Below are 26,487 nucleotides of genomic sequence, written 5' to 3'. Positions count from 1 at the left end.
CGCATGATCACCTACGAGCGGCTTTTCATCGGAGGTTCCTGGGTCGAGCCGAGCAGCCCGCAGTTGCTCGACATCGTCTCTCCGCACGACCGGTCGGTGGTCGCCCGCGCCGCCCAGGCGCAGCCCGCCGACGTCGACCGCGCGGTCGCGGCCGCCAAGAAGTCCTTCGAGGCGGGTGAATGGCGACTGACCCCGCCCGCCGAGCGGATCGCCGTCCTGCGCCGCTTCAACGCGCTGCGCGAGGAGGACGCCGAGAAGATCGCCCGGCTCATCTCGCTGGAGAACGGCTCGGCCGGCTGGTTCACCCGCGCCGGACAGCCCGGTCTGACCCGGCAGGCGAACGCCTACCTGCGGGCGGCGGAGGAGTTCGGCTGGGAGGAGACGCTCGTCCCCTCGGACCCGGCGTCCCCGGTGCGCAGCGTGGTCCGTCGTGAGGCGATCGGTGTCGTGGCCGCGGTGATCCCGTGGAACTCGCCGTTCTCCTCGGCCACCTCCAAGCTCATCCCGGCCCTGGTCACCGGCAACTCCGTGGTCCTCAAGGTCTCCCCGGAGAACTCGCTGAGCATGGGATTCCTGGCAGAACTGCTGGAGCGGGTGGGCCTGCCCGCAGGCGTCGTCAGTGTCCTGCCCGCGGACCGCGAGACCAGCGAACACCTCGTGTCCCACCGGGACGTCGACAAGATCGCCTTCACCGGCTCCACCAGTGCCGGCCGCCGCATCGCCGCCATCGCGGGTGAGCAGCTCAAGCGGGTCAGCCTGGAGCTGGGCGGCAAGTCCGCCGCGATCATCCTGCCCGACGCCGACATCGAGAAGGCCGTCGCCGGCGTGAAGTTCGGCTCGCTGCTCAACAACGGCGAGTCCTGCATCGCCCAGACCCGTATCCTCGCCCCGCGCAGCCGGTACGAGGAGGTCGTCCAGGGGCTGAAGGAACTGGTGGAGTCGCTGAAGGTCGGCGACCCGAACGACCCCGACACCTTCATCGGGCCGATGATCCGCCCCGACCAGCAGGAGCGGGTCCGCAGCTACATCCGGCTCGGCATCGAGGAAGGTGCACGCCTCGTCGTCGGCGGCCCGCAGATCCCGGCCGGCCTGGACAAGGGCAATTACGTCACGCCCACCCTCTTCGTCGACGTCGACAACTCCATGCGGATCGCGCAGGAGGAGGTCTTCGGCCCGGTCCTGGTCGTCATCGCCTACGACGACGAGGACGACGCCGTCCGCATCGCCAACGACTCCGAGTACGGCCTGTCCGGAGGTGTCTGGTCCGCGGACGAGGAGCACGCCCTCGCGGTCGCCCGCCGGATCCGCACCGGGACCGTCACGATCAACGGCGCCTCCATCGCCTTCGACGGCCCGTTCGGCGGCTTCAAGGCCAGCGGCATCGGTCGCGAGTACGGCGCGGTCGGCATCGGCACGTACACCGAGTACAAGACCATCACCGTCTGAATGCCGGCCATGCGACGCGGGAGCCGTGAGTCCCGCACCGACGAGGGATCGGAGGACTCGTCGTGAGCAAGACCTGGCTGATCACGGGGAGTTCACCCGGCCTGGGCCGCACGCCGGCCGAGACGGTCCTGGCCTTCGCCGCGGCGCAGCACATGGCCGACCGCCTCGCCGCGAAGGACGCCCGATGGCACCACGTCGCCGAAGCAGCGTCCGCGTGAAGCGTGCCCCCGACCGAACGGGGTGCCGCGACGGGGCTCACATGTGACATGCGTCCGTCGCCGTTCTGGAGGTGTGCTTGCCTACGTTCTTACGTCACCGGCTTGACAGGTGACAAAGAGTGGAGCAGGCTCACGGTAGTCGCCCGAGGCGATGAGCGGGACGATCGACGAAATGGAGCACGGCCATGAACAACGAACTCCCCGTGGACCCCGACGCTGCGGCCCGGCAGGCGCGCTTCGGCAAACTCCCCGAGCGGGTCCGCGTCGAGGACATGACGATCGACGCGGAAGCCGCGCCCGGCGGAGGCAGCGCCTCGTACAACCCCGAGAGCGCGTTCAACTACTACTCGTGCCTGGCCCTCGATCTGGGCCTCTGACCGTCCACTCGGCCGCGACCGCCGTGCCGTCACCCGCCGAAGACGGCCGTGCGACGCTCGTGGTGACCGGGCCCGGGCACTGGCCGTCCGGCGTCGCCCGCGTCCGTCTGCTCCACGGCGAACGCGGGCGACGTACGCGCGCGACCTGGGAGGCCCGGGAGCAACTGCTCGCGACGCTGGAGGCGTTCGAATCACTCGGCCCGGCCTCGCGTAGACCGCACGCTTACCGAGCCGCGGGCCGCCGGTCACGTCGAGGCGTCCGTCTCGGGCCCGCTGCCGTTGACGGCCGAGGAGCGTCGGATCGCCATGCCGACGGCGACCGGGCTGACCGGCAAGCAGGTCGCTGAGTGTCCCTTCCTCGCGCACTGCACCCTCGGCGCGCACCCCTACCGGCTCTGCCGCAATCTCGGCATCAACTCCCGCACCGCACCGCACCGCACCGCACTTCGCGACGCCCTCGCGCCTTGGGCCGGGAGAAGCCCTGGCACCCCGCCGTGCCGGGCATCCGCGCGGGCTGCGCGAGGGGCGAGCGCCGTAGGCAGGCGCGCCTGATTCCCCTCGCCGGTCGGCCGGAGGGCGCGGTTGTCGTCCTGGACGGAGTCGCACACCACTAGTCACCGCCTTGACCGGTGACGCAAAGGACTGCCATGATGACGTCACCAGTTCAACCGGTGGCGAATGAAATGTCCCGGTCGAGGGGTTCACGGACTTCGGACACCGATGGGGAGCATCAGCCATGGCAGTCACCTACACCGCCGTTGTGGACGTCGACGGGGAGGGCCGCAACGGCGGTCATGTCCGCTCCTCCGACGGGTTGCTGGAGACGAGCCTCGCCCTGCCGAAGGAGCTGGGCGGCGCCGGCACCGCGACCAACCCCGAGCAGCTGCTCGCCGCCGGGTGGGCCGCCTGTTTCCTCGGCGCCCTGCGCCGTGCCGCGGCCCAGCGCCAGATCCGGTTGACCAGCACCAGCGTCACGGCCGAGATCACCCTCACCCACGGCGACGACGGAGAGTTCTCCCTCTCAACGGTCCTCAATCCCGTCCTGGGCGGCGTGGACCAGGCCACCGCACAGGAACTCGCGCAGGCCGCCCATCGGATCTGCCCGTACTCCAAGGCCACCCGCGACAACGTCCCCGTCGTCATCAACGCCTCGGCCGCCTGACCGACCCCACGGACCGCGGGTCCCGCGCCCCTTCCCATCCCCCGCACGGACCCGCTCACGCCCACCTCACACACCTGACAGCGAAGGCGAGACATGGCCCTCAGGACATATGCATACGTGGGCAGGCGGCGGCCCGTCCCGAGCGGCCGCTCCGCCATCGCCCCCGCGAGGCCGTCGCAGGCCGCGGCCCGGCCGGAACAGCACGGCCGGCCCACCGACGTACAGGTGTGGAACTGGGCGGAGGGCGCCGTCCTCGGCGGATACGGCCCGCCCGCCACCGCATACCTCTGAGGACGTGTCACGCCCTCCGGCGGCCGGGCCCCCGCCCGGCCGCCCCGACCCACCACGGGAGAACCCATGACCACCGAGAACATCCAGACCTACGACGTCATCGTGATCGGCGCGGGGCCGGTCGGCGAGAACGTCGCGGACCGCACCAGCGCGGCGGGCCTGAGCACCGTCATCGTGGAGAGCGAACTCGTCGGCGGCGAGTGCTCGTACTGGGCCTGCGAACCCAGCAAGGCCCTGCTCCGTCCAGCCCTGATGAGGGCCGACGCCACCCACGTCCCCGGGATCGACCCCGCCGTCGGCAACCCGCTGGACGTCGAGGCCGTCCTCGCGCACCGCGATCGCATGTCCGCCCACTGGAAGGACGACGGCCAGGTCGCATGGCTCGAGTCCGCCGGCATCGACCTGCTGCGCGGCCACGGACGTCTGACGGGGGAGCGTGAGGTGTCCGTGCGGACCCCGTCCGGAGACACCGTCCGCCTGCGTGCCCGGCACGCGGTCGCCCTGAGCACCGGAAGCCGCGCCGCCCTGCCCCCGCTGGCCGGGATCGAGAACCTGCGGCCGTGGACCAGCCGGGAGGCCACCAGCGCGAGCACGCCACCACGGCGACTGGCGGTCGTCGGCGCCGGGGTGGTCGGCGTCGAGATGGCCACCGCCTGGCAGGCGCTCGGCAGCCAGGTCACCCTGCTCGCCCGCACGGACGGACTGCTGCCCCGCATGGAACCCTTCGCGGGAGAACTGGTCACCGAGCGGCTGAGGGAAGCCGGAGCGGACGTCAGGTTCGGCGTCTCCGTCGCCGCAGCCGATCGGGCCGCCGACGGAGAGGTCCGAATCACCCTGACCGACGGCGGCGAACTCACCGCCGACGAGATCCTGTTCGCCACCGGACGCGCCCCGCGCTCGGAGGAGATCGGACTCGAGACCGTGGGACTCACCCCGGGCGACTGGATCGCCACGGACGACAGCCTCACGGTCACCGGTGTCCCCGGCGACTGGCTCTACGCGGCCGGAGACGTCAACGGCCGGGCTCTCTTCACCCACCAGGGCAAGTACCAGGCCCGCATCGCGGGTGCCGTGATCGTCGCCCGGGCCTTCGGCGAACGGCTGGACACCGACCGCTGGTCCCCGCACAGCGCCACGGCCGACGGGGAGGCCGTCCCCGGCGTCGTCTTCACCGACCCCGAGGTCGCCTCCGTGGGCCTGACCACGATCGAGGCGGCGCGCACCGGCCGCGCCGTCGAGGTCGTCGACCACGATCTCGCCCGCCTCGCCGGAGCCCTCCAGTACCGCCCCGACTACCGGGGCAAGGCCCGCATACTCATCGACCCGGACCGGCAGGTCGTCGTCGGCGCCACCTTCGCCGGGCCCGGGGTGAGCGAACTGCTGTACTCGGCGACCGTGGCGATCACCGCGGAAGTCCCCGTCGAGCGCCTTTGGCACGCCGTGCCCGCCTTCCCCACGATCAGCGAGGTGTGGCTCCGCATGCTGGAGACGAGGAGGGACTCGTGACCACCGCAGGCGATCTCGCGCTCAAGGTCCTGGCGCTCCCATCCGACCGCACCGTGTAACACGGGCGCCGGGCGAGGAGAGCCGAGGGGCTGGTGTATGTGTGACCTCTGCGATCACACACGTCCTTCGCCGCCCCCGGAGCCGTGACGCACCCGGTCAGGGCGAGACACCCGTATACGGACACGGGGATGCGCCACACACGGCGCCGGGCCGCCGTGTCAGGCGTCCGAACCCGACTTCACGACGGTGTACATGACGGCACGTCGCTCCTTGTGCCGCCGGATGCGGCCCTTGGCGACCAGCGACTCCAGGGTGTTGCGCACCACCTGCGGAGTCGGGTTGCGGTCGGGGTGCTTCTGGAGGAGTTCGTCCCTCAACTCCTTCGCCGGGCGCGGCTCGTCGTGCTTGCCGAGCAGGTCCAGCAGCAGATCACCGAGCAGGGGCGGGCGCGTCTTCGCTTTATCCGTGTGGCCCGCGCGAGCCGTCCTGGCCGAGCCAGAGCCCGAGCCCCGTGTGCTCGTGCCGGTGGGGGTCCGCTCCGCCTTGGCGGCGGGTTCGTCCTCTACCTGCTCAGGCAGCCGAGCCGAATCCGCGAAGCCCTCGTACCGCTGGGCGAGACTCAGGATGTCCGTCAGGAGAGCCTCCTCCTGCTTCAACACCGAGAGCCTCTCCGTCAGTTCCTGCTGCCGGCGGCGGTTCTCCTCCAGGTCCGACGCGGCCTGGTCCACGATCCGCGAGCGGAGGGGGGTGGTCGACTGGCTGGTCACAACCGTTTCACTCCCTCGATATGAACGTCGCAGCGCATGCTACCCACACCGAGGTTTCCGTGCGGCCGCGTGTCGGCACCGCACGACACACCGGGCGGGTTTCACCTTCCACGATAAGTGCCTGCGTGCCCGCACACACGGGTGCCCGCGACCGCCGACGACGGCGCGGGCACCCGCTGCTCTCCTGGCCGTGTCTCTCAGCCGCGCACCGTCACCGGGGGAGTGTTGTATCCCTCGATCCGCAGCTCGGAGCGGCCCGAGGGATGAGCGGCCGCAGGCCACGACAGCGCGACCGTCCGTGTCTCGCCGGGCAGCAGCCAGATGTAGTTGTCGTCGTAGAGCGTCGGCAGGACCCGCGCGCCGTCCCCGTCCAGGTGGGAGAGCCGTACCATCGCGGCGACCGTCGTGCCCCGGTTGCGGATGGTGGCGGTCGCCTTCCGGCGGTCCCCGTCACGTGACACATGTGACAGCGACGCGGACAGCCGCGCCCTCCGCACGTCGTTCAGGGCACGCAGCGCCTCGGGTGTGCGGCAGCGCCAGTAGGTGTTGCGGGACAGCACCTCGCCACCGTGGTCCGTGAGGGTCAGCCGCAGCAGGTGAAGATCCGGCAGGTCCTCCGCGAACGCCGCGGTGAACGCCTTCGCGGAGGCCGCCGGGTTCACGTCGAGGCGAGCGCGCCGCGTGCCGGCGATTCGGCGGCCCGACAAGTCGTACGTCTCCGCGGTGACTTCGGCGTCCTTCAGCGCCGTACGGGTGTGGTTGACCGCGATCACCTGCCACTTCACCGGATCGGCCTGCACGTGCAGGGGCTCGCAGGCGCTCCGGCAGCCGAAATAAGCCCCGTTGACGTCGAAGTCGTAGTCGTAGGTCTGCCACACCGTGCTGTGCCAGGCGGGGTGGGACATCCACAGCATCAGACCGCTGGCGTTGTCCCAGAGGTTGGCGTTCCAGGCCTCGAACATCGCCCGGAAGTTCTCGTAGTTGACGAACTGCGCCTTGCGCGAGAAGTCGTCCAGGTCGCGCGCGGTCCCCAGGCGGGTCTCGATGGCGGCCTTGTAGTTCTGCGGGGCCTGGTTGCCGCGTTCGCTCCAGTCGTGGTGGTACCAGGCGCCGCCGATGGGCCATTCGGGGCCGTCCTCGCCCACCATGGCGCGGACGCTGGCGGCGGTCCCGACGACGGGCATGCCGATCTCGGTGTGGAAGCCGAAGTCCTTGCTGCCGTACGTCGACGGATCGAAGTACTTCTCCGGCTCGACCCAGCCGTAGGGACCGCCGCCGGTGACGATGCCGCCGGCGGAGTTGTTCTGGTACAGGATGCCCGGCGCCCGGCCCTCCACGGCCTCGCGCATCCCCTGGTCCACCGCCGCGGGCGGGTTGCCCTCGTTGGCGCCGCACCACACCGCCACACACGGGTGGATGCGGTAGCGCAGCACGGTGTCCCGGGCGGCGGCCAGGAACGACGAGTGGTCCGGCGGGTCCATGCCCCAGGCGTTGGGGAAGTCGTTCCAGACCAGGATGCCGTGCCGGTCGCAGGCGGCGAAGAACTCCTCGCGGTTACTGCTGCCGACCCAGTTGCGGATCATCGTGAAGTTCATCTCGCGATGCATCCGCACGGCCGCGTCCATCCGCTCCGGGGGCATGCGGCGCAGCAGTTCGTCCCACCCCCAGTTGCCGCCGCGCACCAGGACGCGTACGCCGTTCACGCTGATCTTCAGCGGGTCCGGTGTGTTGGAGACGGTGGTGACATCGCTCCAGCTCTCGCCGTCGTCGGAGACCTGGATCGTGTACGTCTTCGGGTACGCCGCCTCCCAAAGGACCGCGACCCGGTCGAAGCGCCGGGCAGCGCCCAGGTCCACCTGGATCCACTGGTTGTCCTCGTAGGCGGAGGACCAGCAGGTGCCCGGGTTGCCGTCCGTGGCGTGCGCGGCGGGGTGGTCGTCGCTCTCGCTGGACGCCCGCGCCGTCCGCCGCCGCGCGAGGTCGGTGCCGGGTTCCGCGCTGTCCACGACCGCCAGGGACCACAGGGAGTTGCCCCAGCTGGTGTTGCGGATCCCGCAGGACAGGCGGACGTAACGCGCGGTGCGGGCCTCGAAGTCGGTCACCCGCAGACTGGCGTCGGAGGTGTTGAACGGCAGCGGGACCGCCGTGTTGTCCACGGACGCGGCGTCCGTCCACTGCTCGCCGTCCTCGGAGACCTGTACGACGTAGGTGAGCGCGTAGGCCTGCTCCCACACCAGGTCGACCCGGTCGAAGGACTGCACCGAGCCGAGGTCGACGCGGATCCACTGGTCGTCGGCGAACTCGGAGGACCAGCGGGTGCCGGCGTCCCCGTCGGTGGCACGGGACGCCTCGTGACCGTCCTCGTCGCGCGTCGAGGCGGTGGCCGGGGCGTGCAGCGCGAGGTCGGTTCCGGGGCGGGCGCTGTCGAGGACGGACAGGGTCCACAGCGAACTGCCCCATTCCGTCGCCCGGGTGAGACAGCGCACGCGGACGTACCGGGCACGCCGGGCTCCCAGCGGGACGCTCTGGGTGTAGGCGTCGGAGGACGGAGGGAACTTCAGCGGGGTGTCGTACGCGTAGCCGAACTGCCGTATGCCGAAACGGGTGGTGCGCCGGTCGCTCTCGGCGCCGTCCGCACGGGCGACGAGGGTGAGCTCGTGCAGCGTGGGCTCGCCCAGTCCGTTGGGCCACCACAGTTCGGGGTCCTTCACCCGCAGGGCGCCGAACGCTCCGGGCGTGAAGACGACGTCGACGGACTCGCCGGCCGGGACCCGCACCGTACGGGAGACGCGAACGTTGCCGAACGCGGCGGAGACCGTCGCGGACCGATCGGCGGAACCGGCGTTGCGGACCGGGACCGTCACCGTCAACTCGGCCACCGAGAGGTCCGGCAGGCCGGGCAGAACGGTGTCCACGCGCGGATCACCGATCACGATGTCTCCGGTGGATCTCAGGCGTACGTGGTTCCAGATCCCGGCGGCCCGGTCGCGGACCGCGGGCATCCAGTCCCAGCCCGAAGAGGCCAGATAGGTCGGCGAGTTGAGGTTCATCGTGTTGGCACCCGCGTCGACCCACGCCTCGCCCGCGGGGCCCTTGTCGCCGGGGCTGCCCGGGTTCGGCACGGGGGATATCCGCACGGCCAGGGCGTGGTCGCCGCCGTCGGTGAGGAAGTCGGTCACATCATGGGCGGAACGGGCGAAGGGGGAGGTGACCTCACCCACGGCGTGGCCGTCGAGCCAGATCTCCGCCTTGTGGTTGACGCCGTCGAACTCAAGCCAGATGCGACGGCCCGCGCCGGCGCGCAGTTCCCTCGGCAGCTCGAACTCCCGGCGGTACCACCAAGAGTGCCGGGACAGGGCTTCGGGGACGCGCAGGTTGTTCAGGCCCGCGACCGGGTCGGGCAGCTTGTCCTGGTCGACCAGGGAGCCCAGCACGGTGCCGGGGACACTCGCGGGCAGCCAGCGGCTGGTGTCCACGCCGGCTTTCGAGAGGTCCGTCCCGCCGCTGCCGGCCCAGTCGTCCAGGGTCAGGGCCCATCCCGACTCCAGCGGCACCGTGCCGTCCGTGCCGACGGTGAGACGCGGCGCGTCCCCGTGATGGGTGCCCCAGTCGGTCCACCCGGTGGCTCCCGGACGGTGCTTCGGCGCGGTGCCGTAGACCTCGAAGCCGTTGAGGCCGAGGGGCAGGGCGCCGGAGCGCCGACGAGCCGTCATCCGGACCCAGCGTGCCGTGACGGGCTTCGGCAGCGGGATGTCGACGACACCGCCGGTGCCCGCGGTGGTGCGGTACACGCCGGTCCAGGAGCCGCGGTCGCGGGAGGTCTCGACGACGAACTGGGTGGCGTAGCTGGAGAGGATCTCCTTCCCGGTGGTGCCCTGCCGGGGGTTTCCGCTGGTCGGGGGCGTGAACACGGGGTCGCTCGCGTCGGCTTCGAACGTCAGCCGCACGCGGTCGACACGGCAGACCGCCTCCAGGTCGACCTCGATCCACTGCGGGTCCTCCGCCTCGGCACGCCATCCGGTGCCGCGCACGCCCGGTCCGGGAAGCGCGTCCGTCACGAAGGCGGCGGGGGTTGGCGCGTACGCCTGCGAGGAGGCCCGTGCCGGGCGGTACGCGGCGAGCTCGCCCGGCGCCGAGGACACGTCGGCCGGTGTCTCGCCGACTCCGGTCCGCACGACGGCGCCGGCGGCCGAGGGGAAGACCACGCCCAGGCCGAACCCGGCCAACAGGGTCGAACCACCGGCGACGACGGCACGCCGGGACGGTCGTTGCGGGGGGCCAGGCTGATCGGCCATGAGTGGATCGTCCAATCGCAAGTGGGCGCGTTCGGCGGGGAGCGCGGCAGGGGAACGTCGTGTTTGACAACGTTGCCATAGGCTGTGGCGGACGACGCTTTCCTGTCAAGGCCCCTGACGGTGAGGATCGTTGCGCGGCCCCCGGAGCGGTTCGGCGACGAGGTACGCAGAGGGCCGCCACGACGGAGGTTGACACACATGTGACCTTCCACCGGTCCTCGGCAATGTGTAGGCGCGCCCCGAGTCGTCACACGTATCCGCCACGGTGAGCACGCCGGAGAAACACGCCAAGAGTGAGGCTGAAGGCGAACGGCGGACGGGCATGTGCAGGACGCGACCGCGTACCGCTCGTGCGTTGTCCGGGATGGCGCATGCCTTCGCGTCGGCGGCGGCGCTGCGAGTGCGGTGACCCGGGGCGAACTGCCAGCTGGTCACAACCGGAATCGCGGCGCCTCCAACGGCCGGTCGTGGTCCGCCTCCAGCCGTAGCTCGCGACCGTGCCACCGGCGTCGCAGCCAGCGGTCGTGGCTGGCGACCACGATCGCGCCCGGCCCGGTGCCCAGCGCCTCCTCCAGTTCGTCGCACAGGCGCGGGGAGAGGTGGTTGGTCGGCTCGTCGAGCAGGAGCAGCTGGGGCGGGCGGGCCACGAGCAGCGCCAGCGCCAAACGGCGGCGCTGCCCCACGGACAACTCGCCCACCGGCTTGTCCAGGTCGGCGTCGTGCATCAGGCCCAGTGAGCCCAAGGGGACTGCCTCGGCCCGTGCCGGTCCGAGCGACAGTTCGTAGGTGTCCCGGACCGTGCGCTCGGGCCGCTCGAACACGGAGTCCTGAGCGAGCAGCCCCACCGTCAGCCCGGGGCGCCGCCGCATCCGGCCCTCGACCGTGAGCCGCCCCGCGAGTACCGCGAGCAGAGTCGACTTGCCCACCCCGTTGCCGCCCGTGACCAGCAGCCGGTCCGCCGCCGCCACCTCCAGGACGTCCAGCGCGAGCCGCCCCGGAACCCGCACCTCACGCAGACAGACCAGAGGCAGAGGCCCCTCCTCCGTCGGTGTCGCCAGGTCCCGGGCGGCGAACCGCAGTGGGCGTGGCGGCTCCGGGACCCGCGAGCGCTCCAGCTCCGCCAGTCGCCGGGCGGCGTTGCGCACCCGGCGGGAGATCTGGCTCTGCACGCGGCCCGCCCGATGGCCGTACCCCATCTTCTCGTTGTCGGTGCGGCCCCGGTCCGGTGCGACCCGGTGCGCGGTCACGCCCACCGACCGGCGCAGCTCGAACATTTCCTGCTGCTCCTCGCTGAAACGCTGCTCCCAGCGTTCCCGCTCGGCGTGCTTCTCGGAGAGGTACGCGCTGTAGTCGCCGCCGTAGCGCACCGGCCCGTCCACCGCCGGGTCGAGGTCGACCAGGTCGGTGCAGACGGCGTCGAGGAACGCCCGGTCGTGGCTCGCGGCCACCACGATTCCGGACAGGGCGCGGACCTGCTCCTCCAGGAAGGCGGCGGCGCCGTCGTCCAGGTGGTTGGTCGGTTCGTCGAGCAGCAGTGCCGTGGGCCGTCGTACGAGCAGCGCCGCCAGGGCCAGCCGGCCGCGCTGTCCGCCGGAGAGCGAGCCGAGAGCGCGGTCGTACCCGACGGCACCGAGGCCGAGGCCGTCCAGTACGAGGGTCGCGCGGCGGTCGGCGTCCCAGGACTCACGGTCCTGGGACTGCTCCAGGAGGCTGCCGTAGCGGTCGAGGAGTTCCCGGTGGCCCGGCTCGTCCTCCGGGGTGCTGGCCAGCAGTTCGCCCAGTCGGTCGAGTTCCGCGAGATCCCGGCGTGCCTCCCGGAGTGCCTCGTGGAGCACGTCGGCGACGGTGGAGCCGGCGTCGAAGGGCATCTCCTGGTGGAGGAAGCCGAGGTCGCCGGGGCGGGTCACGGTGCCCGCGTCGGGTTCGTCGACGCCGGCCAGCACCCTCAGCAGGGTGGACTTGCCGGCGCCGTTCTCGCCGATGAGGCCGATCCGGCGACCGGGGGCGGCCGTCAGGGAGACGCCGTCGAGGACGCGGCGTCCGCCCAGGTGGCGGACGATGTCGTGGGCGAGCAGAGCGGGTCGGGGCATGGGAGTTCCGTCCTACGTGATCGGTGGACGGCCCGCGGGGCGCACGGCCTCGGACGCGGGCCACTTCACACGTGGCCCACTCACACGCCCGGCGCTCCCGTCTCCTCCAGTACCCCCTCGGACAGCCGCAGCCAGCGGCCGATGCCGATCTCGGCGAGGAACCGCTCGTCGTGGCTGATCACCATGAACGCGCCCTGGTAGGAGTTGAGCGCGCCGACCAGCTGGCCGGCGCTGACCAGGTCGAGGTTGTTGGTCGGTTCGTCGAGCAGCAGCAGGTGCGGAGCGGGCTCGGCACACAGGACGCAGGCGAGTGTGGCGCGCAGCCGCTCCCCGCCGGAGAGCACGCCGACCGGCAGGTGGGCGCGCGGGCCCCGGAAGAGGAAGCGGGCGAGCAGGTTCATCCGCTCGGCCTCGGGCCGCTCGGGTGCGAAGCCGGCGAAGTTCTCGGCCACGGTGCGGTCGAGGTCGAGCAGGTCCAGTCGCTGTGACAGGTAGGCGATCCGGCCGTCATGGCGCTTGATCTCCCCGGCGTCCACGGTGAGTTCGCCGGTGATGAGGCGCATCAGTGTGGTCTTCCCGGCGCCGTTGGGCCCGGTCAGCGCGATGCGTTCGGGGCCGCGGACGGTCAGGTCGGCACCGCCGGGGGAGAAGACGTCCGTGTCGCCGAGGCGCACCCGCATCCCCTCGCCGAGGAACAGGTTGCGCCCGGCGGGCACCTGCGTGTCGGGCAGCTCCAGGGTCAGTCGCTGTTCCTCGCGCAGCGCGCGTCCGGCCTCGTCGAGGCGGGCCTTGGCCTCGCCGACCCGGGAAGCGTGCAGCTGCCCGGACCGGCCGGCCGCCTCCTGGGCGCCCCGTTTCATGTTCCCGGCGAAGATCTTGGGGAGGCCGGCGTTCTTGAGGTTGCGGGCGGCGTTGCTCGCGCGGCGCTCGGCACGCTCGCGGGCCTGCTGCATCTCCCGCTTCTCGCGCTTCAGTTCCTGTTCGGCGTTGCGGACGTTCTTCTCCGCGACCTCCTGCTCGGCGCGGACGGCCTCCTCATATGCACTGAAGTCGCCTCCGTAGAGGCGCAGTTCGTCACTGCCGAGTTCGGCGATGCGCTCCATGCGGTCGAGCAGTGAGCGGTCGTGGCTGACCAGCAGCAGGCAGCCGGTGAAGTCCGACAGCACGTCGTAGAGCCTGTGCCGGGCCTGGAGGTCGAGGTTGTTGGTGGGTTCGTCGAGCAGGAGGACGTCGGGACGCCTGATCAGCTGGGCGGCGAGGCCGAGGGACACGATCTGGCCGCCGCTGAGCGTGCCGAGGCCGCGGTCCAGGGAGAGGTTCGCGAGACCAAGGCGGTCCAGCTGGGCGCGGGTGCGTTCCTCGATGTCCCAGTCGTCGCCGATGGTGGCGAAGTGCCTCTCGTCGACGTCACCGGACTCGACGGCGTCCAGGGCGCGGATCACCTCGTCGATGCCGAGCACCTGGGCGACCGTGAGGTTCCCGGTCAGCGGCAGACTCTGCGGGAGGTAGCCGAGTGTGCCGCTGACGGTCACCGAGCCGGAGGTGGGCCGGAGTTCGCCGGCGATCAGCTTGAGCAGGCTGCTCTTGCCGGAACCATTGGGGGCGACCAGTCCCGTACGGCCCGAGGGCACGCTGAAGGACAGGTCGCGGAAGACCTGGGTGTCGTCGGGCCAGGCGAAGGAGACGTTGGAGCAGACGACGGCGGCGTCGGACATGGAAGGACCTCGGAGGTACTGAGGGCAGAGCGTGGTGTTCTGCCCTGGGCAGACGTGGGGAAGGGGGTACGACGAGACGGACCACCTCGGCAGCGCTCCTCGGCGCCGGCCGGTGGCCGTCAGATCCGGATCTCATCCGGAGATGTCGTCTTCACCCACCACGTCTGTGACTCCTCGGTCGACGGTCTATGCCACACGTGAGCGTAGCAAACGGTCCTGTCCGCCGCAGCCGTCGACGCCTCTCGGGTCATGTGTCGTGAGCTCGGTCCGCGTCCGGGGCGGTGACGAGGGCATGAGGTCTCTTCCTGTGCACACGTGTCTCTCCCCGACCGGCGGGAACGTCGAGCTGTCCGGCGGGGTGATTCCAGGACGGTGGCTCATGAGCTGCGACTGGGACCGCCCCGAAAGCCGCGCCGTCAGCCCACCCGGTAGCGCACCGGCAGTGACACCACGCCGCGGATGATGCCGGATCCGATCCAGTCCAACGAGTCAGCGCTCACCGCGAGTTGAAGGTCGGGGACGCGGGACAGCAGCGTTCTGAGGGCGATCGTCGTCTCGAGCCGCGCCAGCGGAGCGCCCAGACAGTGATGGATGCCGTGTCCGAAGGCCAGGTGGCGGGCATTGGGCCGGGTCACGTCGAGGACGGTGGGACCGTCACCCTCGGTTTGCGGGGCGTCGTGCCCGGCCGAGCCGAGTGCCACGGCCACGATGCCGCCCCGGGGGATACGTACTCCGCCCAGTTCGAGGTCCTCCGCCGCGTAACGGCTCGTCGAGCGCTCGACAGAGGTGTCGTAGCGCAAGAACTCCTCCACCGCGCCGGCCGTCAGGTCCGGCCGCTCCCGCAGGAGCTGGAGCTGCTCGGGGTGGCGCAGCAGGGCCAGCACGGCGTTGCCCAGTAGGTTCACGGTGCTCTCGTGGCCCGCGACGATGAGCATCAGTCCGGTGCCGACCAGTTCCTCCTCGGACAGCCGACCGTCGCGCTCGTCACGGACGCCGACCAGGGCGGACAGCAGGTCGTCCCGAGGGGCGCGCCGCTTGTCGGCGATCAGGCGGGCCAGCAGCGCGTGCAGTCCGGCCAGCGCCGGGCGGTGCTCGGGCGAAGCGACCTGCAGGGCGTAGCGGGACCAGTGGCGGAAGTCCGCGTGGTGCTCCTCGGGGATGCCGAGGAGCTCGGCGATCACCATGGCGGGCAGTGGCGCGTTGAACGCCTCGACGAGGTCGATCTCGCCGGAGGGCGGCATCGCGTCGATCAGGTCGTGGGCGATACGTTCGATGCGCGGCGCCAGCTCCGCCGTGCGGCGTGCCGTGAAGGCGGCCGCGGCCAGGCGGCGCAGGCGGCCGTGCTCGGGTGGGTCGGCCTCCAGCATCTGTGCGCCGAGTCCCACCGACGGTTTGTTCAGGACGTAGCCGGCGGCGGTCAGAGCCTCGGCGGCCGGGGCGGAGTCCTTGAGCAGTGCCGGATGCGTCAGCGCCTCCCGGGCCAGGTCGTGGCCGACGACCACCCAGCCCTCGATGCCCAGGTGGAAGCGGGCGGGATGGATGGGCCCGATGCGCCGCAGCCGCGCGTACTGGGCGGGAGCGTCCGCCTTGAAGGCCGCGCCCAGGTCCACTCTGTTGTCCTGGTGCGGGCACTGCTCATGGGCACTCATGGACGCCTCTCCCGTCTGGCGGGCCCGCGGACGCCGGGCGGCGCCCCGAGGGCCGGTGTGGCCGTCGTCGTGAACAGACCCGGGCTGCTTCGGGGTTGAGACTTGCCAAGCGCAGCCGACAGGAAACTTCGTAGGGGGCACGCGTGCCGCGCGCGCCCCCTACGAGGCGGGAGAGACCCAGTTGTCGCTGTTGAAGATCGACAGCACGCGCAGCACTTCCAGGTAGATCCACACCAGCGTCATGGTGAGACCGAAGGCGGCCAGCCACGCTTCCTCACGCGGCGCTCCGTAGGCGATGGCGTCCTCGACCTGCTTGAAGTCCAGGGCGAGGAAGGCCGCGCCGAGGACGATGCCGATCAGCCCGAAGGCGATCCCGAGGCCGCCGCTGTGGAATCCAAGGCCATCACCCGCGCCGAAAGCGGAGAAGAGGGCGTCGGCGATCACCAGCAGGAGGAATCCGGTGGCGGCGGCGGCCACGAAACCGGCGAACCGCTGGTCGACCCGGATCCAGCGCATGCGGTAAGCGATGAGGGTGCCCGCGGCCACCGCGAAGGTGCCGAGCACCGCCTGGACGACCACACCTGGCGATATGTAGGTCGAGACCGTGCTGGAGAGGACGCCGAGGAAGACGCCCTCGAACGCCGCGTATCCCAGGATCAGGGCCGGGGAGGGCGTCCGCCGGAACGCCTGGACGAGGGACAGCGCGAAAGCGACGAGGGCGCCGCCCAGGGCGATGCCGTAGGAGCGGCTGACGTTCGCCTCGTCCACGGGGAGCAGCAGCCAGGACAGCACCGCGGTCAGGGCCACGGTTCCCAGAGTCATGGCGGTGCGCACGACCACGTCGTCCAGGGTCACCGGTGCCGAGCCGACGGGCCGTGTGCCGATGTCGGCGGGGGAGGCGTATGGATTCGTCCCGAAGCCGCCGGCCGACGGCCCGCCGAGCGCGGCACCCACGGTCTCGCGCTGATGTGCGCCGGCTGGAGTGGTGTCCTTGGTGGCACCCCAGCGGGAGAAGATCGGGTTGCTGGTCCTCACGTTGTTCCTCCTGATCCGCCGCTTTCGCGGCCTGTGCGAAGGTGTGTGCCGCAGGTGTGCGCGTCATCGTGCACACCCGTGGGTGGGCTCACGGGTCCGCCGACGGCAACCCACGGTCGTCCGGCTGCTGCCCGAGCCCGCGTTCACGCACGGGGCGCGGGCCTCCGTGACGAGTCGCCGCCTGCCGTCGGCTTCCCAGGTGGCCGCGGACCTGACCGGGTGGGCTCGCGGCCCGGTAGCGCCTGGCCGGGTGGGCTCGCGGCGGGCTCTCGCGTGGTGGACGTCGGATGCGGGACGGGGTGACCGGCTGTCCGCCACTGCCCGTAAGCGCTACATGCGACGCCCTGGAGCCGTGAGCTCCGCCAACTGACGTCGCGAGCCGCTCACTTCGCCCGGAGGGGGGCCGCGAAGGACTTGCGCAAAGACGCGGGTGCGGCGAGGGGCAGGAGGGCGGCCAGCATCTTGCCCTTCAAGGTGCCCGGTTCCCGGGTCAGTTCGACGTCGACCCGGGTGCCGCCGTCCTGCGGGGTCATGGTGAAGGTCCAACCGCCCCCGGCCCCGAACAGCTTGGAGTCGAGCGTGGTGACGGTGACCAGGTCGCCGTCCGGGGTCCAGTCGTATCGTGCCCGCTCCCAGGCGGAGTTCGTCCCCTCGGTGACCTCGGCCCACGTGTCGCCCCGGTCGTGCACCTGGAAGTGTTCGGCGTCGATCGTGGGCCAGGCCTCGGCCCGGGAAGGGCTGAAGTCGGTCAGGACTCCGAGTACGTCCTGCGGGCTGAGCTCGGAGACGAGATGGAACCGTACGACTGTCATGGCTTTTCCTCACCGGAAAGTAACTGGTCTGGGTGGTGACGCAACTGTGCCACGTGCTCACGTCACCGGTCAAGATGGTTACGAGAAGGGTCCCGCGCCGGACCGGTCGCCACGGCGACACGCGTCAAGGGCCGGGGTGCGGGCGACAACATGCTCCTCCGAAACGTGTCCGGCGGCCGTCGACCAGCCCGCCGAACAGGCCGGACCGCGCCTGCGGTGGTCTGCGGAGCGTCATGCGAGATCGCGGTGTCACCAGTTTGACAGGTGACCATATGGAGTGCAGGCTGACCGCGTCCGGTGGGATCACCGCTCGCGCGCACCGTCCAAGGAGCAGGCATGAACCGATTCGCGACCCCTCCCTCGCCGTCCCGCCGCGACAAGGACCGTGAAGCGATGGAAGACCTCCTGCGCCGGGTGAACTGCAACGACCGGCGAGGACCCGACCGGGAAGCAGCCGAGCGCGCCGACGGAGCGCACCGACTCGCGGCCGTCGCATTCCTCAGCGCCGTGCTGTGAACCTCCGCGGCAGGGGAGAGGGGTCGACGGGCACGGGTCGTGAGCCTCGATCGGCGGAACCGTGTCGCGATATAGCGCTAGTCTTCTGTCCGCGCCGCTGACCGCGTCGCGCGGAGACGTCGACAGGACCAGGACGGAAGCATGTCGGGAGAGATTTCGCCCACCGGGAAGCCCGCCGGCCCCGGCTCGTCCCCCGAGCTGCGCGCCTCGCATGCGGACCGGGACCGTGTGGTTGATGTGCTGCGGATCGCCGCGGGAGACGGCCTCCTGAACTCGGACGAGCTGGACGAGCGCCTGGAAGTCGCGTTGTCGGCGCGAACCGTAAACGAACTGGCCGTCCTCACCGCCGACTTGCCGCCCATCTCGTCCGACGGGGGCTCGGCCGCGGCCGAGGTCAAGGACGTGGTCCGGATCGAGCAGGTGCACAGCGGGCCGATCGAACGCGCGGGACGCTGGGTCGTGCCGCGGCGGCTGGAGCTCGCTGTGACGTTCTGCGAAGTGACGCTCGACTTCACGGACGCCGTGATCACCCACGACACGCTGCGTCTCGACTTGAGCATGATCGGAAAGACGCTGACGCTGGTCACGAGGCCGGGTGTCGTGGTCGATTCCGATGGTCTGCAGCTGGTTCACAGCAGGGTCAAGTACCGTCAGCCGTCGACGGGTTCGGACACGCCGGTCACCCTGCGAGTCGAGTTGGTCGGTCAGAAGGCCCACGGAAGCGTGGTGGTGAGGCCCCCGCGCCGGACGTTCGTGCAGTGGCTGCTGCGCAGGCCCGCATCCACGTCCGCCGGCCGCTGACGCCGCGGATTCCGCCACGATCAGGGCGGGCGCCCGGCTCAAGAGCGAGCAGGCGCCACTCCTGGGACACAGCCGAACTCCCTCAATCGTCCTTTGAGTTCGGCACTGGGCCAGCGAGTCACGCGACCGGTGCCGGTATGCATCCCGGCACCGTCAGGGTCGTCACCTGGCTGCCGGGCCCGTGGTGAAGAACGTGATCATCTGCTCCAGTCCACGTTCGCCGAACATGGCCTCCAGGCTTGCAGAGGAGGCAGCCGCCGACGCTTCACTGCGCGGGAACAGCGCCGTCTCGTAGGCGAGCAGGGCGGCCTCGGTGTCGCCGGGGTGGGCCGCGATGGCTTGCCCGAGCTCGGCGCCGTCGAGCATGGCCAGGTTGGCGCCCTCACCGGCGAAGGGTGACATCAGGTGGGCGGCGTCACCGAGCAGCGTCACTCCCGGAGTCCGCTCCCAGCTGTGCCCTACGGGCAGGGCGTGGATGCGGCGCGGCGTCATCGTGTCGGCGTCGGCGACCAGGGCGCGCAGGTCCTCGTGCCAGTCCTGGAAATGGGGCAGGACCGCGTTCTTGGCGGCGGCGTGGTCGGTGAAGTCGATGCCGTCGAGCCAGTGCTCGTCGACCGTCAGGGCGGCGTAGACGTGAAGGCTCCCGTCGGTCTCGCGGTGCGCGAGGAAACCACATCGGCCGCCCAGAGCGATGAAGAAGCCGCCACCGACGAGGGCGGCGCTGCGCGAGTGGCGGGTGACGGCGTCCCGAAGGTCGGTCTCCACGAAGGAGATGCCCGCGTAGGAGGGGCGGGCGTCCGAGAGCAGCGGGCGTACGCGTGACCAGGCGCCGTCGGCGCCGATGAGCAGGTCGGTCGTGATGGCCGAGCCGTCGGCGAACGTCACCTCATGGCGTCCGTCGCCCAGTGCCCTGGTGCCGGTGACCTTGCTGCCCCACCGGACGGCGCCGTCGGGCAACGAGTCGAGCAGCAGGTCACGCAGGTCGCCGCGGTCGACCTCGGGGCGGCCGCCGGTGCCGTCGTCCTTTTCGGAGACGTGGACGGTGCCGTCCGGGCCGACGAGGCGCATCTCCTGTCCGCCCTCGTGGATGATCTTGCGGAAGCCTTCGTGGAGACTGGCGGCGTGCAGGGCTTTCTGCCCGTTCTCCTCGTGGATGTCGAGCATGCCGCCCTGCGTGCGGGCCGCGGCCGATGCCTCCAGCTCGAATACGACGGCTTCGATGCCGTTGACGTGCAGGACGCGGGCGGCGGTGAGACCGCCGAGCCCGGCTCCGATGATCGCGATGGGGTGGTGGGTGGTCATGGCGGCCTCCAGGTGGGAGTGCGGGCGCGAGGGCCGAGCCCGGGGCGGTCGCGGTGAATGCTCGGCGGTCGCGCCCGGTGGCAAGGGGCCGGTCGCGTCTTCGGTGCAGACGCGGCCCCGCTGGACACCTCCACCGTAACGAACATGTTCGTCGCGAACAAGTTCGTTACGGCCATGCCTGAATTCGAGCAGGTCAGCGGGTCAAGGTGAGGCGGAGTCCGCCGGACCCGGCCGGGCACGGGTCCGGCGCCCCTCGTGCGAGGGACCGGCGGCCACGGCCGTGAAGGGGGCGTCGGCTGCTGTACCGACTGGGGCCGTCAGGGTCGACCCGATGCAGCCGTCCCAGCGAGCCGAGCCGAACTCGATCGGCTACGGCCGGCCGGACGAGCTGGTGGGCCGGACGGTCGAGCGACGCGAAGGATCAGTGCGCCGAGCCGGGAACCGGTGTGTGAGTGATGCCGTTGACGAGTACGTCGAAGCCCCAGCGCATGCGGTCGCCCGCGGATCCGTCGATCAGGGCGGGCATGTGCGCCCTGATCGCCGGATGCGTGTTCTCGTCCGCGGCCCGCAGGGCGTGGACGGTGGCGTTCCAGTCGTCCTCGGCCTCGGGATTCTGTCGCTGTGTCGACTGTTCGGCGGCCGTGGCGGTGGCGTCCTGGAGCAATTTGTCGACACCCCACGCGGCCTGCTCTCGGGAGGCTCCGCTGCGGGACAGTAGATCCAGGACGCGTTCGACCAGTCGGAGGTAGTTCTCCCCGCTGGGGCGGGCCACCAGGGCGGACCGGGCGAGCTGCGGATGCTCGAACAGCACGGCCGTGTAGGACGTGAGGACGGCCCAGAGGTGCTCGCGCCATCCGTCCCCCGCGTGCTCGCCACGGAGGTCGACCTCCCCGAGAAGGGCGTCCAGCACGGCCGCGTGCAGCTCGGCGGTGTTGGCGACATAGACGTAAAGCGATGCCGGCCCGGTGTCCAGCTCCTGCGCCAGGCGGCGCATGGTGACCTTCCGCAGCCCTTCGGCCCGCATGATCCGTACGGCGGTGTCCACGATCCATCGCCGGGACAGTGCGGGCTTGGCGGGACGCTCCCGGCGGCTGATCGGCTCACTTGCGCTCATGCCGGGATCGTAACGAACGCGTTCGCTTCGGCGACGAATGTGGTCGCGCCACCGTGGAGAGGCGACGCTCGGAGTCGGCGTGGGCGCGACCTCGTCCGGCACCGTCCCGTGCCGCACAGTCCCATGCGGCCTCAGGGCGCGGGCCCCGCCGTCGTCGGACCGGCTGACGCGTCGGCCCGGCCATCCCCGTACGAGGGTGGCCGGGGCCGACGTGCGGTTCAGGCGGCCGCCCCCGACTCCCTCGCGCTGCGCGGGTCCCCGTCGCGATGGATGGGCGCGGCCGACCCCGTGAGCGGCGTGCCCGTCCCGCCGCGGCGGAGGGCGACGATCTCCGCCGCGATGGACAGCGCCGTCTCCTCGGGGGTGCGGGCGCCGAGGTCGAGGCCGATCGGTGACCTCAGCCGGGCCAACTCGGTTTCGGTCAGGCCGACTTCGCGCAGGCGTCGGTTCCGGTCCGCGTGGGTCCGGCGCGAGCCCATCGCCCCGACGAAGGCGACCGGCATCCGCAAGGCCTGCGTCAGCAGGGGGATGTCGAACTTCGCGTCGTGGGTGAGCACGCACAGGACCGTGCGCGCGTCGGTCTCGGTGGCCCGCAGGTACCGGTGGGGCCAGTCGACGACCAGGTCGTCGGCCTCGGGGAAGCGGGCCCGGGTGGCGAAGACGGGCCGCGCGTCGCACACCGTCACGTGGTACCCGAGGAACTTCCCGGCCCGTACGAGCGCGGCGGCGAAGTCGATCGCACCGAACACGATCATCCGCGGCGGCGGCACGTTCGACTCGACGAGCAGCGTGAGGCCGCCGGGACAGTGCGTGCCGTCCTCCGCGAGGTCGAGGGTGCCGGTGCGTCCGGCGTCCAGCATCGCCCGAGCCTCGGCGGCGACCGTGCGGTCCAACTCCGCCGAGCCCGTGCCGTACGAGCCCTCGTAGGACCCGTCAGGGTGCACCAGCATTGCTCTGCCGAGCAGTTCCGCCGGCCCCCGCACGACCCGGGCGAGCGCTCCGGGTTCGCCCGACGCGGCGGCCGACAGCGCCGACCGGAGCACCTGGCGGGCGGGCGCCCCCGCGCCGACGGGGGTGACGATGACGTCGATGACCCCGCCGCAGGTCAGCCCGACCGCGAAGGCGTCCTCGTCGCTGTAGCCGAACCGTTCGAGGACGCTCTCGCCGTCCTGGAGAGCCTGGACGCACAGGTCGTACACGGCCCCCTCCACGCAGCCGCCGGAGACCGAGCCGATAACCGTGCCCTCGCTGTCGACCGCGAGGGCGGCGCCCGGCCCGCGCGGCGCGCTGCCGCCGACGGCCACGACGGTGGCGACGGCGAACTCCCTTCCCTCGGCGGCCCAGTGGGCCAGTTCGTCGGCGATGTCAAGCACGCGGGCCTGCCGTGAGGACACGGTCCGGACGGATCGGCAGGCTGCGGTGGCGCACGCCGGTGGCGTGCCATACGGCGTTGGCGACCGCCGCCGCGGCTCCCACGATGCCGATCTCGCCGATGCCCTTGATCCCGACCGGGTCGTCCGGGTCCGGGTCCTCCACCCAGTCCGCCTCGATGTGGGGGACGTCGGCGTGCGTGGCGACGTGGTAGCCCGCGAGGTCGGCGCCGTAGTGGGCGCCGGTGTTCCGGTCCCTGACCGCCTCTTCGTGCAGGGCCATGGAGATGCCCCAGATCATCCCGCCGATGAACTGGCCCCGTGCGGTGAGGGGGTTGACGATGCGGCCCGCGGCGAAGATGCCGAGCATGCGGCGCACGCGCACCTCGCCGGTTGTCACGTCCACCGCGACTTCTGCGAACTGCGCCCCGAAGGAGTGCCGTTCCTTCTGTGCGAGCGCCCCGATGGCCGCGGTGGTGTCCGACCGTACGGTGATGCCCTCCGGCGGAAGGCCGTCGCTCAGGGCGAGCCGCTCGCGCAGTTCCTCCGCGGCGGCCGTGACCGCCCAGGCCCAGGACCGGGTGCCCATGGAGCCACCGGCGATCATCGCCGGGCCGAAGTCGCTGTCCCCGATCCGCACCCGTACGCGCTCGGTCGGCACCTCGAGGGCGTCCGCGGCGACGAGGGTGAGCGCGGTCCGCGCCCCCGTGCCGATGTCCGCGGCGCTGATCCGCACGGTGAACGTGCCGTCGGCCTCCGCGGTGACGGCGGCCGTGGACGGCGCGGCTCCCGCGAAGAAGGAGGCCGCGGCCGTCCCGGTGCCGATCAGCCAGCGTCCGTCCCGGCGAAGGCCCGGACGCGGGTCCCGGTCCGCCCAGCCGAACCGGCGAGCGCCCTCGCGGAAGCAGGCGGGCAGATTGCGGCTGCTGAACGGCAGCCCCGACACGGGACCGGCTTCGGGCTCGTTGCGCAGGCGCAGTTCGACCGGGTCGATACCGCACTTCTCGGCGAGTTCGTCGAGCGCCGACTCCAGCGCGAACGATCCGGGCGCCTCGCCGGGGGCACGCATGAACGTCGGCGTCGGCACGTCGAGCCGTACGACCCGGTTGGCCGTGTGGTGGGCCGGGGCGTCGTACATCACCCGGGCGGGGCCCGCGCCGGACTCGATGAACTCGTGCACGGTCGAGGTGGCGCTGAGCGAGGTGTGCTCCAGCGCGCGCAGCCGGCCCTCGGTGTCCGCACCGAGCCGCAGCCGCTGGATGGTGGGGCTGCGGTAGCCGGCGAGGGAGAACATCTGACGGCGCGTCATGACGACCCGCACCGGACGGGAGAGGACGGTGGCGGCCATCACCGCGGCCACCTGGTGCGCGCGGACGCCCTTGCTGCCGAAGCCGCCGCCGACGTGCTCCGACCGGACCCGCACCGAGGACGGGTCGAGCGAGAACATCTTCGCGAGTTCGTCGGCGACCCACACCGTGCCCTGGTTGGAGTCCACGACCTCCAGCCTGCCGCCCTCCCAGCGGGCGGTCGCCGCGTGGGGTTCCATCGGGTTGTGGTGCTCTTCCGGAGTGGAGTACTCGGCGTCCAGCACGACGGCGGACGCGGCCAGTTCGGCGCCGAGGTCCCCCTTCTCCGTCACGCCGGGACCACCGGGGCCGGCCATCGTGTACGCGTCCGTCCGGTCGGAGGAGAAGGTCACGTCATGGCCCTCCTCCTCGTAGTGCACGACCAGCGCTTCCGCGGCTTCCCTGGCCTGCTCGGAGGTCTCGGCGACGACCAGGGCGACCGGCCAGCCCGCGTGCGGCACCCGGTCGTGCTGGAAGACGGCAGCTGTGGGGTCCGGCGGCATGCCGAGCATGCCGACGTAGTCGATGTCGACCCGCGGGGCGTTGCCGTGATGCAGGACGTCGAGCACGCCCGGCATCTCCAGGACGGCGGCGGTCTCGACGGAGCGGACGCGGCCCCGGGTGGCGGTGGACAACACCAGCCAGCCGTAGGCCAGTTCGGCGAAAGGTATCTCGCCGGCGTAGCGGGCCGCTCCGGTGACCTTGTCGCGACCCTCCACCCGGGTGTGCGCGGTGCCGACGGCCTTCGCCGCCCTGGTCCCGGTCGTGGTGGTGGTCATCGGACCTCCTCGGCGAGTTCGCTGAGCACGGCGATGACGAGGTTGCGCATGAGTGTCACCTTGTATCCGTTGTGCGGCAGCGGCCGCGCGGCCGCCAGTTCGGCATCGGCCGCCGCCGCGAAGGCGGCGGCGTCGGCAGGCCCACCGATCAGGGCCCGTTCGGCCGTGTGGGCTCGCCACGGCCGGGAGGCGACCGCTCCGAAGGCCAGGCGGGCGTCCTGTACGACACCGTCCCGGACGTCGAGCGCGGCGGCGATCGAGCCGATCGCGAAGGCGTACGAGGCGCGCTCGCGCACCTTGCGGTACCGGGAGTTGGCCGCGACGGGCGAGGGTGGCAGCGTGACGCCCGTGATGAGCGCGCCCGGCGGGAGGGCCGTCTCCAGGTGAGGCGTGTCGCCCACCGGGAGGTAGAACTCCGTCAGGGGCAGCCGGCCGGGTCCCTCCACCGTCTCGTAGGACACCACGGCGTCGAAGGCGGTGAGGGCCACGCCCAGGTCGGAGGGGTGTGTGGCCACACAGTGGTCGGAGGCGCCCAGGATCGCGTGATTGTGGTGCTCACCCTCGATCGCGGGACAACCGCTGCCCGGGACCCGCTTGTTGCAGGGCTTGGACACGTCGGCGAAGTACCCGCAACGGGTGCGCTGGAGCAGGTTTCCGCCGACGGTCGCCATGTTGCGCAGTTGCCCGGAGGCCCCGGCCAGGACCGCCTGCGTCAGGGCCGGGTAGCCGCGGCGCACGTCGGGATGTGCGGCGAGGTCGCTGTTCGTGACGGTCGCGCCGATGCGCAGCCCGCCGTCCTGCGTCGACTCGATGCCGTCCAGGGGGAGTTCACGTACGTCGACGAGTCGGCCCGGCCGCTCCACGCCGGTCTTCATCAGGTCCACCAGGTTGGTGCCGCCGCCGAGGAACCGGGCGTCCGGGTCGGTGCCGAGGAGGGCAAGGGCGCCCGGGACGTCGACCGCTCGCTGGTATCCGAACTCCTTCATGCCGCCGCTCCTTCGCGCTGTCCGGCCTGCGTGCCCTCCGTGGTCCGGTCACCGTCCGCGGTCCGGGCGTCGCGGGCGTCCGCCTCGGCCGCACGGGCGACCGCCTGCACGATCGACACGTACGCGCCGCAGCGGCACAGGTTGCCGCTCATCCGCTCGCGTATCTCCTCGGCGGTCAGGGGCGGTGGCCCCGCTTCGGGGCGTACGTCGTCGGTGACGGCGCTCGGCCAGCCCGCGGCGTGCTCCTCGATCACGGCGACGGCCGAACAGATCTGGCCGGGCGTGCAGTAGCCGCACTGGTATCCGTCGAGATCGAGGAACGCCTGCTGTACGGGGTGCAGTTGGTCGCCCTCGGCGACGCCTTCGATGGTCGTGATCTCCCGGCCCTCGGCCGCCACCGCGAGTTGCAGACAGGCGACGGCCCGGCGTTTGTCGAGCAGGACGGTGCAGGCGCCGCACTGTCCCTGGTCGCAGCCCTTCTTCGTGCCGGTCAGATCGAGGCGCTCACGCAGGGCGTCGAGAAGGGTGGTGCGGTGGTCGACGGTGAGCGTGTGCTTCTCGCCGTTGATGTTCAAGGTGATGGCGCTGTACGTCGTGGAAGGTGCTGTGGCCATGATCAGCCTTCTTTCGCATTCCCGGACCACCCTGGGAGGACGGTCCGGCAGGCACGGGAGACGGGAGACGCAGAGCAGTGTCGGAAAGCAAGCGGTCAGGTATCGGGACGGGCGGAGGCGCCGCCGCTCCGGGGTGGCGGCGAACCCGGAGTGGGCGCCGGGCGGGGTGGCGGTTGCAGGCCGTCACCGGCTGTCCGCGCCGCCCGCCCACGGCTAGAGTGGGATCAAGCGGACAATTGTCCGGTCACAGGAAAACGTAACGGACAGCTGTCCGCTTTACAAGGACGGGATTCGGC

The 26,487-nt window shown here is 71.5% G+C and carries 21 protein-coding genes; 8 read left to right on the top strand and 13 right to left on the bottom strand.

All coding sequences use genetic code 11. The features are described from left to right. The first annotated feature begins 3 nt into the window (after window positions 1-3). The 6 genes from ACZ4VA_RS05670 to ACZ4VA_RS05645 all read left to right on the top strand — a co-directional run bounded on the left by ACZ4VA_RS05670 (window position 4) and on the right by ACZ4VA_RS05645 (window position 5,000). Window positions 4-1,446: an aldehyde dehydrogenase gene (locus ACZ4VA_RS05670; RefSeq protein WP_468080319.1), complete on the top strand. Its 1,443-nt coding sequence runs from the start codon at window positions 4-6 to the stop codon at window positions 1,444-1,446. Window positions 1,447-1,508: 62 nt separating this feature from the next. Next, window positions 1,509-1,664, top strand: a complete 156-nt coding sequence (locus tag ACZ4VA_RS05665) for a hypothetical protein (protein ID WP_355792707.1) — start codon at window positions 1,509-1,511, stop codon at window positions 1,662-1,664. A gap of 185 nt (window positions 1,665-1,849) precedes the next feature. Then, window positions 1,850-2,041, top strand: coding sequence for a hypothetical protein (locus ACZ4VA_RS05660; RefSeq protein WP_355792704.1), 192 nt, complete (start codon window positions 1,850-1,852; stop codon window positions 2,039-2,041). Window positions 2,042-2,777: 736 nt separating this feature from the next. After that, window positions 2,778-3,203: an Ohr family peroxiredoxin gene (locus ACZ4VA_RS05655; RefSeq protein WP_356240698.1), complete on the top strand. Its 426-nt coding sequence runs from the start codon at window positions 2,778-2,780 to the stop codon at window positions 3,201-3,203. 93 nt (window positions 3,204-3,296) lie between these two features. Then, window positions 3,297-3,494 carry a hypothetical protein gene (locus tag ACZ4VA_RS05650; RefSeq protein ID WP_356240695.1) on the top strand — a complete coding sequence of 66 codons (198 nt, stop codon included), beginning with the start codon at window positions 3,297-3,299 and terminating at the stop codon, window positions 3,492-3,494. A gap of 66 nt (window positions 3,495-3,560) precedes the next feature. Continuing rightward, entirely contained in the window at window positions 3,561-5,000 is a 1,440-nt protein-coding gene (locus ACZ4VA_RS05645; RefSeq protein ID WP_452922235.1) for a dihydrolipoyl dehydrogenase family protein, read from the top strand. A gap of 218 nt (window positions 5,001-5,218) precedes the next feature. Here ACZ4VA_RS05645 and ACZ4VA_RS05640 read toward each other — a convergent pair whose 3' ends face one another. The 7 genes from ACZ4VA_RS05640 to ACZ4VA_RS05610 form a co-directional block, all read right to left on the bottom strand. Then, entirely contained in the window at window positions 5,219-5,767 is a 549-nt protein-coding gene (locus ACZ4VA_RS05640) for a hypothetical protein (RefSeq protein ID WP_356240692.1), read from the bottom strand. Between the two features lie 197 nt (window positions 5,768-5,964). After that, window positions 5,965-10,062: a discoidin domain-containing protein gene (locus ACZ4VA_RS05635; protein ID WP_468079976.1), complete on the bottom strand. Its 4,098-nt coding sequence runs from the start codon at window positions 10,060-10,062 to the stop codon at window positions 5,965-5,967. A gap of 431 nt (window positions 10,063-10,493) precedes the next feature. Continuing rightward, window positions 10,494-12,152 carry an ABC-F family ATP-binding cassette domain-containing protein gene (locus ACZ4VA_RS05630; protein ID WP_468079974.1) on the bottom strand — a complete coding sequence of 553 codons (1,659 nt, stop codon included), beginning with the start codon at window positions 12,150-12,152 and terminating at the stop codon, window positions 10,494-10,496. A gap of 80 nt (window positions 12,153-12,232) precedes the next feature. Next, the gene (locus ACZ4VA_RS05625) at window positions 12,233-13,867 is read right to left on the bottom strand and encodes an ABC-F family ATP-binding cassette domain-containing protein (protein WP_468079972.1); all 1,635 of its coding nucleotides are present in this window, start codon (window positions 13,865-13,867) and stop codon (window positions 12,233-12,235) included. A 416-nt stretch (window positions 13,868-14,283) separates the two neighbouring features. Beyond that, on the bottom strand, window positions 14,284-15,516 hold the full coding sequence (locus ACZ4VA_RS05620) for a cytochrome P450 family protein (protein WP_468079970.1): 1,233 nt from the start codon (window positions 15,514-15,516) through the stop codon (window positions 14,284-14,286). A gap of 159 nt (window positions 15,517-15,675) precedes the next feature. Then, complete coding sequence (locus ACZ4VA_RS05615; protein ID WP_468079968.1) at window positions 15,676-16,551, bottom strand: Bax inhibitor-1/YccA family protein; 876 nt, start codon at window positions 16,549-16,551, stop codon at window positions 15,676-15,678. A 383-nt stretch (window positions 16,552-16,934) separates the two neighbouring features. Then, window positions 16,935-17,363: a hypothetical protein gene (locus ACZ4VA_RS05610; protein WP_452922238.1), complete on the bottom strand. Its 429-nt coding sequence runs from the start codon at window positions 17,361-17,363 to the stop codon at window positions 16,935-16,937. Window positions 17,364-17,699: 336 nt separating this feature from the next. On the opposite strand from ACZ4VA_RS05610, the gene ACZ4VA_RS05605 reads away from it, so the two are divergent. Together ACZ4VA_RS05605 and ACZ4VA_RS05600 are read left to right on the top strand one after the other, a co-directional pair. Beyond that, window positions 17,700-17,879 carry a hypothetical protein gene (locus ACZ4VA_RS05605; protein ID WP_355785635.1) on the top strand — a complete coding sequence of 60 codons (180 nt, stop codon included), beginning with the start codon at window positions 17,700-17,702 and terminating at the stop codon, window positions 17,877-17,879. A gap of 141 nt (window positions 17,880-18,020) precedes the next feature. After that, window positions 18,021-18,680, top strand: a complete 660-nt coding sequence (locus ACZ4VA_RS05600) for a DUF1707 SHOCT-like domain-containing protein (protein ID WP_356167604.1) — start codon at window positions 18,021-18,023, stop codon at window positions 18,678-18,680. A gap of 162 nt (window positions 18,681-18,842) precedes the next feature. Here ACZ4VA_RS05600 and ACZ4VA_RS05595 read toward each other — a convergent pair whose 3' ends face one another. The 6 genes from ACZ4VA_RS05595 to ACZ4VA_RS05570 all read right to left on the bottom strand — a co-directional run bounded on the left by ACZ4VA_RS05595 (window position 18,843) and on the right by ACZ4VA_RS05570 (window position 26,191). After that, the gene (locus tag ACZ4VA_RS05595; RefSeq protein WP_468079965.1) at window positions 18,843-19,982 is read right to left on the bottom strand and encodes an FAD-dependent oxidoreductase; all 1,140 of its coding nucleotides are present in this window, start codon (window positions 19,980-19,982) and stop codon (window positions 18,843-18,845) included. A gap of 421 nt (window positions 19,983-20,403) precedes the next feature. Further along, window positions 20,404-21,096 (bottom strand): TetR/AcrR family transcriptional regulator, encoded by a 693-nt coding sequence (locus ACZ4VA_RS05590; protein ID WP_468079963.1) that lies wholly within the window; start codon window positions 21,094-21,096, stop codon window positions 20,404-20,406. Between the two features lie 218 nt (window positions 21,097-21,314). Next, the gene (locus ACZ4VA_RS05585) at window positions 21,315-22,469 is read right to left on the bottom strand and encodes an XdhC family protein (protein WP_468079961.1); all 1,155 of its coding nucleotides are present in this window, start codon (window positions 22,467-22,469) and stop codon (window positions 21,315-21,317) included. Further along, a complete protein-coding gene (locus ACZ4VA_RS05580) occupies window positions 22,462-24,591 on the bottom strand; it encodes a xanthine dehydrogenase family protein molybdopterin-binding subunit (protein WP_468079959.1) in 2,130 nt (709 codons plus the stop codon). The genes ACZ4VA_RS05585 and ACZ4VA_RS05580 overlap by 8 nt, the downstream gene beginning before the upstream one ends. Next, window positions 24,588-25,577: an FAD binding domain-containing protein gene (locus tag ACZ4VA_RS05575; RefSeq protein ID WP_468079957.1), complete on the bottom strand. Its 990-nt coding sequence runs from the start codon at window positions 25,575-25,577 to the stop codon at window positions 24,588-24,590. The genes ACZ4VA_RS05580 and ACZ4VA_RS05575 overlap by 4 nt, the downstream gene beginning before the upstream one ends. Then, window positions 25,574-26,191, bottom strand: a complete 618-nt coding sequence (locus ACZ4VA_RS05570) for a 2Fe-2S iron-sulfur cluster-binding protein (RefSeq protein ID WP_356167590.1) — start codon at window positions 26,189-26,191, stop codon at window positions 25,574-25,576. The genes ACZ4VA_RS05575 and ACZ4VA_RS05570 overlap by 4 nt, the downstream gene beginning before the upstream one ends. Window positions 26,192-26,487 lie beyond the last annotated feature (296 nt).

It is taken from the genome of Streptomyces sp. NPDC028308 (assembly GCF_055565855.1).
The sequence above is the reverse complement of the archived record's forward strand: the minus strand, read 5'-3'. Positions and strand labels throughout refer to the sequence as shown.

Bases quoted from the DNA above. Each gene is read 5' to 3' on its own strand.
- ACZ4VA_RS05670 (WP_468080319.1), top strand. From the start codon at position 4: ATGATCACCTACGAGCGGCTTTTCATCGGAGGTTCCTGGGTCGAGCCG.
- ACZ4VA_RS05660 (WP_355792704.1), top strand. From the start codon at position 1,850: ATGAACAACGAACTCCCCGTGGACCCCGACGCTGCGGCCCGGCAGGCG.
- ACZ4VA_RS05655 (WP_356240698.1), top strand. From the start codon at position 2,778: ATGGCAGTCACCTACACCGCCGTTGTGGACGTCGACGGGGAGGGCCGC.
- ACZ4VA_RS05650 (WP_356240695.1), top strand. From the start codon at position 3,297: ATGGCCCTCAGGACATATGCATACGTGGGCAGGCGGCGGCCCGTCCCG.
- ACZ4VA_RS05645 (WP_452922235.1), top strand. From the start codon at position 3,561: ATGACCACCGAGAACATCCAGACCTACGACGTCATCGTGATCGGCGCG.
- ACZ4VA_RS05635 (WP_468079976.1), bottom strand. From the start codon at position 10,062: ATGGCCGATCAGCCTGGCCCCCCGCAACGACCGTCCCGGCGTGCCGTC.
- ACZ4VA_RS05630 (WP_468079974.1), bottom strand. From the start codon at position 12,152: ATGCCCCGACCCGCTCTGCTCGCCCACGACATCGTCCGCCACCTGGGC.
- ACZ4VA_RS05625 (WP_468079972.1), bottom strand. From the start codon at position 13,867: ATGTCCGACGCCGCCGTCGTCTGCTCCAACGTCTCCTTCGCCTGGCCC.
- ACZ4VA_RS05620 (WP_468079970.1), bottom strand. From the start codon at position 15,516: ATGAGTGCCCATGAGCAGTGCCCGCACCAGGACAACAGAGTGGACCTG.
- ACZ4VA_RS05610 (WP_452922238.1), bottom strand. From the start codon at position 17,363: ATGACAGTCGTACGGTTCCATCTCGTCTCCGAGCTCAGCCCGCAGGAC.
- ACZ4VA_RS05605 (WP_355785635.1), top strand. From the start codon at position 17,700: ATGAACCGATTCGCGACCCCTCCCTCGCCGTCCCGCCGCGACAAGGAC.
- ACZ4VA_RS05600 (WP_356167604.1), top strand. From the start codon at position 18,021: ATGTCGGGAGAGATTTCGCCCACCGGGAAGCCCGCCGGCCCCGGCTCG.
- ACZ4VA_RS05595 (WP_468079965.1), bottom strand. From the start codon at position 19,982: ATGACCACCCACCACCCCATCGCGATCATCGGAGCCGGGCTCGGCGGT.
- ACZ4VA_RS05590 (WP_468079963.1), bottom strand. From the start codon at position 21,096: ATGAGCGCAAGTGAGCCGATCAGCCGCCGGGAGCGTCCCGCCAAGCCC.
- ACZ4VA_RS05580 (WP_468079959.1), bottom strand. From the start codon at position 24,591: ATGACCACCACCACGACCGGGACCAGGGCGGCGAAGGCCGTCGGCACC.
- ACZ4VA_RS05575 (WP_468079957.1), bottom strand. From the start codon at position 25,577: ATGAAGGAGTTCGGATACCAGCGAGCGGTCGACGTCCCGGGCGCCCTT.
- ACZ4VA_RS05570 (WP_356167590.1), bottom strand. From the start codon at position 26,191: ATGGCCACAGCACCTTCCACGACGTACAGCGCCATCACCTTGAACATC.